Below are 11198 nucleotides of genomic sequence, written 5' to 3' on the forward strand. Positions count from 1 at the left end.
AACCTTGTTGGTCCGCCCGTGGCTGAAGGTCTGCTTGACCTCGCCCGCCTCGACCGAAGTCTTCAGGCCAAGCGGCCTGCGGCCGAGCGTCGGCTTCTTGTCATCGCTCATCGAAATTATGTACCCTTCGTATCAATATCTTCACCCGCAGCCGAAGCCACGTGCGCCGTGTCTGGTTCAGACCCTAGAAAATGCAGCAGGCGCCGCAGCGGCACCGCGACCCGTTCGGCCGCGGCAGCATCGATCAGCGCCAGGTGAACCACGTTGTCGCGGCCCAATGCCACAGACAGCGCCGCCCGGTCCAGCGGCAAGATCGTGCCTTTGAGGCCGGTGCCTTCCGCTTCTTCGCCCACGCGCCAGGCCTGGGCCAGCTTGTTCGGACCGTCGGTCCCGGCATCGCTGGCATGGGCCAGCCACACCACCGCGCCGGCCCGCGCGCCCTGCGCAATCTTCTCGGTGCCGAGCAGCATGTTGCCTGCGCGCAGCTCAATGCCGAGCCGGTCCGTCAGCGCACGGGTCAGCGCCGCGCGCGTCCTTTCGGCAAGATCGGCCGGAATCGAAAGCGGTGCGCCTTTGAAGGCCCGTGCCAGCGCGCCGCGCAGCTTGCCGTTGGCTACCGCCGCCGCAAGGTCGGTTTGACTGACGCCGATCCACGCACCCCGCCCGGGTGCACGCGCCAAGGCATCGGGGAGCACATCGCCGTCAGGCGAAAGCGCCAGCCGCACCAGCTCACCGCGCGCATCATGGCGCCCGGTCAGCACGCATTTGCGCTCCGGCTGGGCTTCCTTTGTGGAAGTCCCGGCCGGTCCGCCGCCAGATCTGTCGGAGCTTAGCGGCTCATTGTGAGGATTCCGCATGGGCGGCCTCCTCGGATGCTGGCTCGTCTTCGAACCAGTGCGCGCGCGCAGCCATGATGATCTCGTTGCCCTGCTCTTCCGAGAGGCCATATTCGCCAAGGACGCCGCCCTTGTCCTCGCTGCGCTCGCTGCGTTCGCGCTCGCGGCGGTTCTCGGTGTTGTTGTTGCGGCGGCGCTGTTCGCCTCCGCGCTTCTTGGCGATCAGTTCATCGGTGGCGAGGTCGGCCAGATCGTCGAGCGTCTTGATGCCGGCCTTGCCGAGCGTGACGAGCATCGCTTCGGTCAGATGCGGCAGCTCGGCGAGATCGTCCTCGACGCCAAGACCGCGGCGCTCTTCGCGCTGCGCTTCCTCGCGGCGCTCCAGCGCCTCGAGCGCGCGGCTCTGCAGTTCCTGGCCGAGCTCCTCGTCGAAGCCTTCGATCGCGGCGAGTTCGCTGATGTCGATGTAGGCCACTTCCTCCAGCTCGCTGAAGCCTTCGGCGACCAGCAGCTGTGAAAGCGTCTCGTCCACGTCGAGCTCTTCCTCGAACATCTTCGAGCGCTCAGCGAATTCCTTCTGGCGCTTCTCCGAAGCTTCCGCCTCGGTCATGATATCGATCGCCGAGCCCGTCAGCGACGAGGCCAGACGCACGTTCTGTCCGCGGCGGCCGATGGCGAGCGAAAGCTGGTCATCGGGCACGACGACCTCGATCCGGCTTTCTTCCTCGTCGATCACCACGCGGCTCACGGTCGCGGGCTGCAGCGCGTTCACCACGAAGGTCGCGGTGTCCTCGCTCCAGGGGATGATGTCGATCTTCTCGCCCTGCAGTTCCTGCACGACGGCCTGCACGCGGCTGCCCTTCATGCCGACGCAGGCGCCGACCGGGTCGATGCTCGAATCGCGGCTGATAACGCCGATCTTGGCGCGGCTGCCCGGATCGCGGGCGGCGGCCTTGATCTCGATGATGCCATCGTAGATCTCGGGCACTTCCTGCGCGAAAAGCTTCTTCATGAACTCGGGATGCGCGCGGCTGAGGAAGATCTGCGGCCCGCGGTTCTGGCGCTCCACCTTCATGATCCAGGCGCGCACGCGCTCGCCCACGCGCGGCACTTCGCGCGGGATCTGCTGGTCGCGGCGGATCACACCCTCGGCGCGGCCGAGGTTGACGATCACGTGGCCGAACTCGACCGACTTGATCACGCCAGTGATCACTTCGCCCGCACGGTCCTTGAATTCCTCATACTGCCGGTCACGCTCGGCATCGCGGACCTTCTGGAAGATCACCTGCTTGGCCGACTGCGCGTCGATGCGGCCGAGATCGACCGGCGGCAACGGATCGACGAGGAAATCGCCGACCTTCGCGCCCGGCTGCAGCTTCTCGGCCTGCTTGAGGTCGACCTGCTTGAAGTAGTCCTCGACCTCTTCCACCACTTCGACCACGCGCCACAGGCGCAGATCGCCGGTGCGCGGATCGAGCTTGGCGCGGATGTCGTTCTCGGCGCCATAGCGGTTGCGCGCCGACTTCTGGATCGCTTCTTCCATCGCCTCGATGACGATGGACTTGTCGATCATCTTCTCGGTCGCCACTGCGTTCGCGATCGCGAGCAGTTCGGCACGGTTGGCGGAAATCGCACTGGCCATGGCTTAGTCTTCCTGTTCCTCAACAATGTCGTCCACGCCGCTCGTGTCGAGCGGCCGGGAGGCGGCGATCAGCTTATCGGTGAGGATAAGCTTGGCATTGGCGACGAGGTTGAATGGTACGTGATATACCACGCCGTCGTCGCTCACTGAAATCATCTCTTGGTCAGCATCAAAGCCGACAAGATCACCGCGGAAGCGCTTGCGATTGTCGAGCAGCTCGGAAAGCTCGATCCGCGCCTCGTGGCCGGTCCAGGCGGCGAAGTCCTTCGCGCGGGTCAGCGGACGGTCGATGCCCGGCGAGCTGACCTCAAGCCGGTAGGCGTCCGCGATCAGCACCTCGCCCGCATCCTCCAGCGCATCGATGCGATCGGAAATGCGGTGCGACAGCGCAGCGCAGTCCGCGATCAGCAGCTGCCCGGTCTCGGGCCGCTCGGCCATGATCTGAAGCGTGTGCTCCTCGTCACCGATCTCGCCGCCCTTGAAATAGCGCACGCGCACGAGATCGAAGCCGAGGCTGGCAGCCTCTTCTCCGGCGATCTCGGCAATCCGTGCGATATCGTTCATGCGTGCTCCAAAGGGCCAACGCAGCAAAGGCAGAAGGTTTGGTGCCGGCCCCGTTTGGCGCCAGCCCAGACTTTGCCTTCACAATGTCGGGATGTGTTGCCCCTAAGCGTACGCCCCGAAAAAGGCAAGCACCAAGATTGCGCGGCGGACCACTCCTGAAAGTCAGTGATATTTCCCACACTTTGGCATTCGATTAACCGGACATTGCTGACGGCGAGACTCGGAATCGCAGATTTCAGCCATTTTCTGCATTTGGCACGCCCCATGCAATGTTCTTGGCATACGCCGGACAGACTGGACGGCGCGACATTCGAACGCAGGAAAGGACCCAGACAATGACCACCATCCGCACCTTCACCGCACCGATCTTCAGCATCGCCGCGGCCTTCGCTCTGACGCTCGCCCTCGTCGGCGGCACCGTGAACGCCCCCGCGCAGAGCCCGCTCAGCACCACCTTCAGCACGGAGTACGCCGCGTGAGCGACATGCGTTTCGAGGACAACACCGTCCACTCGCCCGCCCGTCAGGGTTTCCGTCTCAACAAGCAGCGCGGCAAGATCATGGGCGTCAGCGCCGGGATTGCCGACTACTTCGGCCTCGATGTCACGCTGGTGCGTGTGGCCTGGGTCATCGGCACGCTGGTCGGCTTCGGCTCGCTGATCCTGATCTATCTCGCCATCGGCCTGATCGCCGATTGATCCGCACTGCCCCTGCCCCCACACGGCCCTTCTCGCACCCCCGGGGAGGGCCGTGTTCGTATCAAACCGGCGGCGGCACCAGCCCGATGAGCCGCAGTACCACGGCCTGCGCCAGCATCACCAACAGCCAATAGCCGCAATCGACCAGTGCCGAGCGCCACTGCAGGGCGCGCATCCGATAGGACGCGGCAAGACTCGGCACCACGAAACCCAACCAGATGACCACCGCGCTGCCGATGGTCATCGTCCACACGCTGCCCTTGGGCGGCGCAAGGATCAGCGCGCCCGCCAGAATCGCGCAAAGCCACGCCTCGGCGATGAAGGCGAAGGCAACACTCGCGGCCCAGCCCTTCGCACTGATCTGCCGGCGGTCCACCACCACCTGGAAAATCGTCCCCAGCACCAGCCCGGCCAGCGTTGCCGCCAGTATCGCGCCGCCGTTGAGGACGATGTAGATCATCAGGCGTCTTCGGCGGTCGCGAAGGGCGAGAAGTCGATGTCGGTATCAAACACGTCAACGCCTTCCTGCCGCTTGAGGAAGCCGACCACGGCATAGGTTACCGGCGTCAGCACGATCTCCCAGATCACCTTGAGCGCCCAGTTGGTCCACATCACGTGGATCACGTCGGTGGTCTCCCAAGTGCCGAGGAAGGCGATGGGATAGAACAACGCGCTGTCCACCGCCTGACCGAAGATCGTCGAGCCCCAGGTGCGGGTGAACAGGTACTTGCCCCCCGTCCACACCTTCATCCGCGCGAGCACGAAGGAATTGACGAACTCGCCCGCCCAGAACGCGGTGACCGAGGCGATCACGATGCGCCAGGTGCTGCCGAACACCGAATCGTACGTCGTCTGGCACACCGCCCCGGCCGAGGTTTTCGCGACGATCTCGGCAAAGCGCGGATCTCCGCTCGAAGCGCAGCCCCAACCGTCCGATGGCGGCATCGCCACCACCACAAAGCTCATGAAGGCCATGAACAGCAGCGCGAAGAAGCCCACCCACACGCAGCGCCGCGCATGGGCATAGCCATAGACTTCGGTCAGCACGTCGCCGAGGACGTACGAAACCGGGAAAAACAGAATGCCCGCGCCGAAGGTATAGCCCCACACCGTCGTCAGCTTTGCAGCCCCGATCAGGTTCGACAGCAGCAGGATCGCGACGAACGCGGCCATCAGATAGTCGAAGTAGCGGAAATGGCGGCGCGCGCCGGCGCTGCCTTCGATGCGCGGGATATGGTGCTGGTTCATAAGCCGCGTTGCTATCGCGATTTGCGCCACGCGCAAAGCGGCCTTATGAGGCACGACCAGAGGTAACTCTTGGAGGGACCTCAGTGCGCGCCCTTAGCTCAGCTGGATAGAGCACCGGCCTTCTAAGCCGGTGGCCGCAGGTTCGAATCCTGCAGGGCGCGCCATTCTCTTTCATCCGGCCAATGTGGGGATTGGTGCGCCCGACAGGATTCGAACCTGTGGCCCCCAGATTAGGAATCTGGTGCTCTATCCTGCTGAGCTACGGGCGCGCCGCCATGCCCTTTAAGGGGCGGGTCGCCCTCTGGCAATCAGGGGTCTTCAGTTGACCTCGCCCGGCGGAACCACCGGCACGATCACCGGAGCGACCGGGACGCCCTCCTCGATGAGGCTCTGCACTTCCTTCGGGCTCGCTCTGCCGTGGATCATCGCGGGATCCTTTTCGCCATAGTGCATCGCGCGCGCATCGTCGGCGAACTTCTCGCCCACCCAGGTCGAGGTCTTGAGCATCTCGCTCTGCACTGCCGCGACGGCCTTGAGCATCGCGACGGCCTCGGGCGGCAGCGGGCTGTTCGCTACCGGTTGCGGCGCTTCGGGGCGCGGCGCCGGTTGTACGGCGGGGAGCTGGTTGCCCTTGCGCGTCAGACGCGGGGCGGAAAGCGCCTTGTCGACTTCGGGGGCACCGCAGACCGGGCACGTGACGAGCCCGCGCGCCTGCTGGCCGGCAAAATCCTCGGAACTGGCGAACCACCCTTCGAACCGGTGTCCGCCCGCGCGGCATTCAAGATCGAATACAATCATGGTCTTGCCGATGTAGGGATCGCCCGCCGGTTGGCAAGACTGGGCACCTGCGCGCGCACCTCGGCAATTCGGGCAAGGTCGATCTCGGCGAAACCCAAAGCGGCTCGGGGACCACTCTCGCTGCCCATATCGAGCAACACATCGCCCCAGGGATCGACGACGAGGCTGTGGCCGTACGTCTCGCGCCCATCCTCGTGGCGCCCGACTTGCGCGGCGGATACGACAAAGGCACTGGCCTCGACCGCCCTCGCGCGCTGCATCAGGTGCCAGTGCGCGCGCCCCGTCGGCACGGTGAAGGCGGCCGGAATGGCAATTGCGTCGCAGCGCCGGCGCCCGAGTTCCTCGAACAGCGCGGGGAAGCGAATGTCGTAGCAGATCGCAAGGCCCAGCCGGCCCAGCGGTGTGTCCTCCACCGTCACCACCGCCTCGCCTGGCTGATAAGCCGCAGATTCGCGCCAGGTCTCGCCGGTCGCGAGATCGACGTCGAACATGTGGATCTTGTCATAGCGCGCAGCAATCTCGCCCGTGGGCGTGATCACGAAGGCGCGATTGGCCCAGCGCGTGCCGTCTGCCTTTACCGCAAGGCTGCCGATATGCACCCAGATGCCCGCCTTCGCGGCGGCATTGCGCACCTCGGCCAGCACCGGACTTTCGGCTTCGGGCACTACATGGCGGCTGCCGCGCGCCCGGTCACGGTCGAGCAGGCCGGACATCTCGGGCGTGAACAGCATCACCGCCCCCTCGCCCGCCGCATGCTCCGCCGCGCGCGCCATCGCGGCAGCGTTGGCGGCGGGATCGATGCCCGTCGTCATCTGCAGCAGCGCGATGCGCCGCGTGTCAGCGCTCACGCGGCGGCCAGCATGGGATCGAGCTTGCCCGCCGCTTCCAGCGCCGCCAGATCATCGGAGCCGCCGACATGCTGGCCGTTGATGAAGATCTGCGGCACCGTGCTCACCCCCGGCGCGCGCGAGAGCATCTCGGTGCGCTTCTCGCCGCCGAAGGTGATGTCGTATTCGGTGACGTTCGCGCCCTTGCGCCCCAGCAGCGCCAGCGCACGGCTGCAATAAGGGCAGCCCCACTTGGTGTAGATCTCGACGGATGCGGAGGGGCTCACTGGATCGCTCATCGGTACCTCTTGAAAACGCAAAATCGCTAACACACATGGTTGTTCGTGTCATGCGCTGCAAGTCGGGCGTGACCAGAACCAAACCGGCGGGGCGCCACTTCGGGCCCGGCCACAGTGCAGATTGCTCAAAGACGAGGATTGTTGCCATGGAACGTTTCGATTTCACCCCCTATCGCCGCTCGACCGTGGGCTTTGATCGCCTGTTCGACCTGCTCGAACGCCAGGCCCGCGCCAATGCCGGCGACAACTACCCCCCGTTCAACATCGAACGCCGCGGGGAAGACGAGTACCGCATCACGCTCGCCGTCGCCGGGTTCAAGCCGCATGATCTCGATATCACCGCGCAGCAGAACCTGCTGGTGATCAAGGGCCAGCGCACCGAGGCGCAGGACGGCCATTTCCTCCACGTCGGCATCGCCAACCGCGCATTCGAGCGCCGGTTCGAACTTGCCGATTTCGTCCGCGTCGAAAGCGCCGACCTTGCCGACGGCCTCCTTGTCATCGATCTCGTGCGCGAAGTGCCCGAGGCGATGAAGCCCAAGAAGGTGCTCATCGGCGGCAGCAATGCCAAGCCGCTCACCGTGGTCGAAGGCGACGCCAGCGAAGCGGCGTAACCCACCCCGTTCTCTCCAGCGAGAGGGGCGGTCCCGGCGGGGCCGCCCCTTTTCGCATCAGCGCTTCGCGGAAACGCTCCAACGCCACGGCGCAAGTGTGCGCACCTTGCCGCCAAGCGTGTAAGTCTGCGCCGCGGGCGAGACAGTGACCTCGACCCGCACACGGTCCCTCCCCGCAATCCGGCGGAACGCGAAGACCTTGGGATTGCCGGTCTCGATGATCTCAAGATTGCCGGGCACATGCTCGTTCGAAAGCGCCGGATGCGCGTGCTTGAGCGCCAGCAGCGAGCGGTAGAACGCCGCGCGCGGGAACTTGCCCCAGACGATCGGATCCTTGTCGAAGAACTTGAGCCGCTTGTTCAGCGCATCTTCCTGCCCGCTGTAGACGAGCGGCATGCCCGGAAGCGTGGCGGCCAGCACCGCCATCGCGTCGGCGCCATCGCCGTAAAGCTCCTCGTCGGTGCCGTTCCACGAATTCTCGTCATGGTTGCTGGTGAACGTCATCCGCATCGCGCCAGCCGGATATGTGCGCGCCGGCGCCGTGTAGTGCTTGGCGAGGTCGCGCGCATCGGCCTTGCCCTTCGCCACATCGATGAGGAGGTGGTAGAGCTTCCAGTCGTAGGTCATGTCGAAGGCCCGCGCCTGCATTTCGGGCGTATCGGCTTCTGCCAGCATGAACACCGGCTTCACCGCATCAAGCTCGCGGCGCGCCTGATCCCAGAATTCCACCGGCAGCGTCCACGCGACATCGCAGCGGAAGCCGTCGATTCCCGTCTCCGTCAGCCAGAACTTCATCGCGGAGATCATGCCGTCGCGCACGGCCTGCTTGCTGTAGTCGAGCCCGATCACATCGGCCCAGACTTCCTCGTGGCCGTCGCTGAGGTCCTTGTAGTGGTAGCCCTCAAGCTCGCCTGCCGCGCTACGCTTGTACCAATCCGGATGCTCGCGGGTCCAGACATGGTCCCAGCCGGTATGGTTGGCCACCCAGTCGAGGATCACCTTGAAGCCCTGCCGATGCGCCTCGGCCACAAGATGCTTGAAGTCGGCCATGTCGCCATACTCCGGGTTCACCGCGAGGTAGTCGCTCACCGCATAGTAGCTGCCGAGCGAGCCCTTGCGCTCTTTCTTCGCGATCGGATTGACCGGCATGATCCATAACACGTCGATGCCCATCTTGCGCAGGCGCGGCAGGTGCTGCTCGAAGGCGCGGAAGGTGCCCTCCGGCGTGTACTGCCGGATGTTGACCTCGTAGATCGTCGCCCGCTTCGACCACGCAGGGTGCTGCACCGCACTAACCCCGTCGGTTATCGGCAGCGGCGCTGCGGCAACAGCAAAGGTCGGGAGCGCGAGCAGCGCGGCGAGCGTGAGATGGCGGATCATCCGGCAACGCTAGCGCCGCACGCGCGTGTGGCCAGACGGTATTCGTATACGTTACCAGGCCTCGGCAATATCGACGAGCGCCTCGCGGTCGAGCACCGTCACCCGCCCGCCTTTCAGCGCCACGATCCCGCCGTCCGCCCACGCCGAAAGCTGGCGGTTAATCTGCTCGCGCGACATGCCCGCAAAATTGCCGAGTTCGCCCTGGCTGAGTGCGATCTTGAGCCGCGTTTCCTCCTCGCCGCCCATCATCAGCCGCAGGAGGAAGCGGGCGAGGCGGGGGCCCGAGGTATAGGCGCGGTCCGCCTCGATCACGGTGTTGTTCTGCCGCAGCCGCCGCGCCATCGCCTGCAGCAGCCGCATGGCAAGGCCCTGATGCATCCCGACGATCTCGGCAAAGGCACTGCGGGTGAGGCCGAGTGCCTCGACCGGCTCGATCGCCTCGACGCTTGCCGTCCGCTCGCCGCCATCAAGGAAGGCGATTTCGCCCAGCACCGCACCGGGCTCGGCATAATCGAGCACGATCTCGCGCCCGTTGGCGGCCACCATGCTGACCCGCGCGAGGCCTTTCAGCATGATCCACAGCGTATCGCCGGGATCGCCCTGCAGGATGATCGCGGTGCCCGGCTTGAAGCTGCGCACGCTGCCGCGCGCGGCAATGTCCGCCAGTTCCTCGGGCGAACAACCCGCCAGCAGGCTCGGCGCCGTCAGGGTCTGGGCAAGTGTCGCGGCGTCCATGGCACGTTTCCCTTCCGGCGCCGCAGCGCGATCACACCAGTCGCGCCTGCTTTACTGCGGCGGTGATGAAGCTCTTGAACAGCGGATGCGGCTCGAACGGGCGGCTCTTGAGCTCGGGGTGGAACTGCACCCCGATGAACCACGGATGGTCGGGCCGCTCGACGATCTCGGGCAGCAGACCGTCGGGCGACATGCCGGAGAACACGAGGCCCCCGCTCTCCAGCCGCTCGCGGTAGGCAACGTTGACTTCGTAACGGTGCCGGTGCCGTTCGCTGATCGCAGAGGCGTCGTATATCTGCGCGACATGGCTGTTGCCTGAAAGCTTTGCCTCGTAGGCACCGAGCCGCATCGTGCCGCCAAGGTCACCGCCCGACGCGCGCGTCTCCAGCCCCTCGGGCGTCATCCATTCGGTAATGATGCCGACCACCGGTTCCTCCGACGGACCGAACTCGGTCGAGCTTGCGCCCGTGATCCCGGCCAGATTGCGCGCGCCCTCGATGCAGGCCATCTGCATGCCGAGGCAAATGCCGAAGAAGGGCACGCCGCGTTCGCGCGCAAAGCGCACGCTGGCGATCTTCCCTTCCGTCCCGCGCTCACCGAACCCGCCGGGCACCAGAATGCCGTGCATCGGTTCGAGATGCGCCGCAATCTCCGCATCGTCCTTCTCGAAGATCTCGGCATCGATCCAGCGGATGTTGACCTTCACACGGTTCGCCATGCCGCCATGGACCAGCGCCTCATTCAGCGACTTGTAGGCGTCCTGCAGACCAACATACTTCCCGACCACACCGATCGTGACTTCGCCTTCGGGGTTCTGGTGGCGGTCGACGATATCGGTCCAGCGCGAAAGATCGGGCGCGGTCGGGCTACCCAGCCCGAAATGCCGCAGCACTTCCGAATCGAGACCCTCGCCGTGGTACTGCAGCGGCACCGCATAGATGCTCTGCGCATCGAGCGCGGGGATCACGGCTTCCTTGCGCACGTTGCAGAACAGCGCGATCTTGGCGCGCTCGTTCTCCGGCAGCGGCTTCTCGCAGCGGCAGAGGAGGATATCGGGCTGGATGCCAAGGCCCGTCAGCTCGCGCACCGAATGCTGCGTCGGCTTGGTCTTCAGCTCGCCCGCCGCAGCGATATAGGGCACCAGCGTCACGTGAACGAAGCAAGTCGCCTCGCGCCCCAGTTCGTTGCGCATCTGGCGGATCGCCTCGATGAACGGCAGGCTCTCGATATCGCCCACCGTGCCGCCGATCTCGCAGAGCACGAAATCGAGGTCGTCGATCTCGTCCTTGGCGAAGGCCTTGATCGCGTCGGTCACGTGCGGGATCACCTGCACCGTCGCGCCGAGGTAGTCGCCGCGGCGCTCCTTGGCGATGATGTCACGGTAGATGCGGCCCGAGGTGATGTTGTCCGACTGGCGCGCCGAAACGCCGGTGAAGCGCTCGTAGTGGCCAAGGTCGAGGTCGGTCTCCGCGCCGTCGTCGGTCACGAAGACTTCGCCGTGCTGATAGGGGCTCATCGTGCCCGGATCGACGTTGAGATAGGGGTCGAACTTGCGGAT

At 65.3% G+C, this 11198-nt stretch carries 15 protein-coding genes and 2 tRNA genes; 4 read left to right on the top strand and 13 right to left on the bottom strand.

Annotated features, from left to right (window positions below; genetic code table 11):
- From Q0082_RS20100 to rimP, 4 genes are all read right to left on the bottom strand, one after another.
- On the bottom strand, window positions 1–111 hold a 111-nt coding region (locus Q0082_RS20100; RefSeq protein WP_366522467.1), incomplete at its 3' end, for a translation initiation factor IF-2 associated domain-containing protein.
- Window positions 112–116: 5 nt separating this feature from the next.
- On the bottom strand, window positions 117–857 hold the full coding sequence (locus Q0082_RS00085; RefSeq protein WP_298188498.1) for a DUF448 domain-containing protein: 741 nt from the start codon (window positions 855–857) through the stop codon (window positions 117–119).
- Window positions 838–2478, bottom strand: a complete 1641-nt coding sequence (nusA, locus tag Q0082_RS00090; protein ID WP_298188500.1) for a transcription termination factor NusA — start codon at window positions 2476–2478, stop codon at window positions 838–840. Before nusA ends, Q0082_RS00085 begins: the two co-directional genes overlap by 20 nt.
- Window positions 2479–2481: 3 nt before the next feature.
- Complete coding sequence (gene rimP, locus Q0082_RS00095) at window positions 2482–3042, bottom strand: ribosome maturation protein RimP (protein WP_298188502.1); 561 nt, start codon at window positions 3040–3042, stop codon at window positions 2482–2484.
- Window positions 3043–3377: 335 nt separating this feature from the next.
- Here rimP and Q0082_RS00100 point away from each other — a divergent pair, with 335 nt between their 5' ends.
- Together Q0082_RS00100 and Q0082_RS00105 are read left to right on the top strand one after the other, a co-directional pair.
- Complete coding sequence (locus Q0082_RS00100; RefSeq protein WP_298188504.1) at window positions 3378–3521, top strand: hypothetical protein; 144 nt, start codon at window positions 3378–3380, stop codon at window positions 3519–3521.
- A 5-nt stretch (window positions 3522–3526) separates the two neighbouring features.
- Window positions 3527–3739 (top strand): PspC domain-containing protein, encoded by a 213-nt coding sequence (locus tag Q0082_RS00105; protein ID WP_298188527.1) that lies wholly within the window; start codon window positions 3527–3529, stop codon window positions 3737–3739.
- 61 nt (window positions 3740–3800) lie between these two features.
- Here the strand turns inward: Q0082_RS00105 and Q0082_RS00110 are convergent, their stop codons facing one another.
- Both Q0082_RS00110 and Q0082_RS00115 read right to left on the bottom strand, forming a co-directional pair.
- A complete protein-coding gene (locus Q0082_RS00110; RefSeq protein ID WP_298188506.1) occupies window positions 3801–4199 on the bottom strand; it encodes a hypothetical protein in 399 nt (132 codons plus the stop codon).
- Window positions 4199–4987 (bottom strand): queuosine precursor transporter, encoded by a 789-nt coding sequence (locus tag Q0082_RS00115; RefSeq protein ID WP_298188509.1) that lies wholly within the window; start codon window positions 4985–4987, stop codon window positions 4199–4201. Before Q0082_RS00115 ends, Q0082_RS00110 begins: the two co-directional genes overlap by 1 nt.
- Before the next feature lie 87 nt (window positions 4988–5074).
- Between Q0082_RS00115 and Q0082_RS00120 the strand changes: the two genes are divergently transcribed.
- A tRNA-Arg gene (locus tag Q0082_RS00120) sits at window positions 5075–5151 on the top strand.
- A gap of 28 nt (window positions 5152–5179) precedes the next feature.
- On the opposite strand, the gene Q0082_RS00125 is transcribed toward Q0082_RS00120, so the two are convergent.
- The 4 genes from Q0082_RS00125 to grxC all read right to left on the bottom strand — a co-directional run bounded on the left by Q0082_RS00125 (window position 5180) and on the right by grxC (window position 6911).
- Window positions 5180–5256: transfer RNA gene (locus tag Q0082_RS00125), tRNA-Arg, on the bottom strand.
- 49 nt (window positions 5257–5305) lie between these two features.
- The gene (locus Q0082_RS00130) at window positions 5306–5785 is read right to left on the bottom strand and encodes a DUF1178 family protein (protein ID WP_298188511.1); all 480 of its coding nucleotides are present in this window, start codon (window positions 5783–5785) and stop codon (window positions 5306–5308) included.
- Window positions 5782–6633 (bottom strand): carbon-nitrogen hydrolase family protein, encoded by an 852-nt coding sequence (locus tag Q0082_RS00135; protein ID WP_298188514.1) that lies wholly within the window; start codon window positions 6631–6633, stop codon window positions 5782–5784. Before Q0082_RS00135 ends, Q0082_RS00130 begins: the two co-directional genes overlap by 4 nt.
- Window positions 6630–6911, bottom strand: coding sequence for a glutaredoxin 3 (gene grxC, locus Q0082_RS00140; RefSeq protein WP_298188516.1), 282 nt, complete (start codon window positions 6909–6911; stop codon window positions 6630–6632). Before grxC ends, Q0082_RS00135 begins: the two co-directional genes overlap by 4 nt.
- A gap of 146 nt (window positions 6912–7057) precedes the next feature.
- Here grxC and Q0082_RS00145 point away from each other — a divergent pair, with 146 nt between their 5' ends.
- Entirely contained in the window at window positions 7058–7525 is a 468-nt protein-coding gene (locus Q0082_RS00145; protein WP_298188518.1) for an Hsp20 family protein, read from the top strand.
- Between the two features lie 57 nt (window positions 7526–7582).
- Here Q0082_RS00145 and Q0082_RS00150 read toward each other — a convergent pair whose 3' ends face one another.
- The 3 genes from Q0082_RS00150 to Q0082_RS00160 all read right to left on the bottom strand — a co-directional run.
- A complete protein-coding gene (locus tag Q0082_RS00150) occupies window positions 7583–8905 on the bottom strand; it encodes an alpha-amylase family glycosyl hydrolase (RefSeq protein WP_298188521.1) in 1323 nt (440 codons plus the stop codon).
- A gap of 51 nt (window positions 8906–8956) precedes the next feature.
- The gene (locus Q0082_RS00155) at window positions 8957–9640 is read right to left on the bottom strand and encodes a Crp/Fnr family transcriptional regulator (protein ID WP_298188524.1); all 684 of its coding nucleotides are present in this window, start codon (window positions 9638–9640) and stop codon (window positions 8957–8959) included.
- Between the two features lie 31 nt (window positions 9641–9671).
- Window positions 9672–11198 (bottom strand): CTP synthase (locus Q0082_RS00160; protein WP_298188525.1); only part of this gene is annotated, 1527 nt, incomplete at its 5' end.

Source organism: Novosphingobium sp. (assembly GCF_027489515.1).
Lineage (GTDB): Bacteria > Pseudomonadota > Alphaproteobacteria > Sphingomonadales > Sphingomonadaceae > Novosphingobium.

Coding starts and splice junctions, on each gene's coding strand:
- Q0082_RS00110 (WP_298188506.1), bottom strand. CDS start 4,199: ATGATCTACATCGTCCTCAACGGCGGCGCGATACTGGCGGCAACGCTG.
- Q0082_RS00115 (WP_298188509.1), bottom strand. CDS start 4,987: ATGAACCAGCACCATATCCCGCGCATCGAAGGCAGCGCCGGCGCGCGC.
- grxC (WP_298188516.1), bottom strand. CDS start 6,911: ATGAGCGATCCAGTGAGCCCCTCCGCATCCGTCGAGATCTACACCAAG.
- Q0082_RS00100 (WP_298188504.1), top strand. CDS start 3,378: ATGACCACCATCCGCACCTTCACCGCACCGATCTTCAGCATCGCCGCG.
- Q0082_RS00085 (WP_298188498.1), bottom strand. CDS start 857: ATGCGGAATCCTCACAATGAGCCGCTAAGCTCCGACAGATCTGGCGGC.
- nusA (WP_298188500.1), bottom strand. CDS start 2,478: ATGGCCAGTGCGATTTCCGCCAACCGTGCCGAACTGCTCGCGATCGCG.
- Q0082_RS00130 (WP_298188511.1), bottom strand. CDS start 5,785: ATGATTGTATTCGATCTTGAATGCCGCGCGGGCGGACACCGGTTCGAA.
- Q0082_RS00105 (WP_298188527.1), top strand. CDS start 3,527: ATGCGTTTCGAGGACAACACCGTCCACTCGCCCGCCCGTCAGGGTTTC.
- rimP (WP_298188502.1), bottom strand. CDS start 3,042: ATGAACGATATCGCACGGATTGCCGAGATCGCCGGAGAAGAGGCTGCC.
- Q0082_RS00150 (WP_298188521.1), bottom strand. CDS start 8,905: ATGATCCGCCATCTCACGCTCGCCGCGCTGCTCGCGCTCCCGACCTTT.
- Q0082_RS00145 (WP_298188518.1), top strand. CDS start 7,058: ATGGAACGTTTCGATTTCACCCCCTATCGCCGCTCGACCGTGGGCTTT.
- Q0082_RS00155 (WP_298188524.1), bottom strand. CDS start 9,640: ATGGACGCCGCGACACTTGCCCAGACCCTGACGGCGCCGAGCCTGCTG.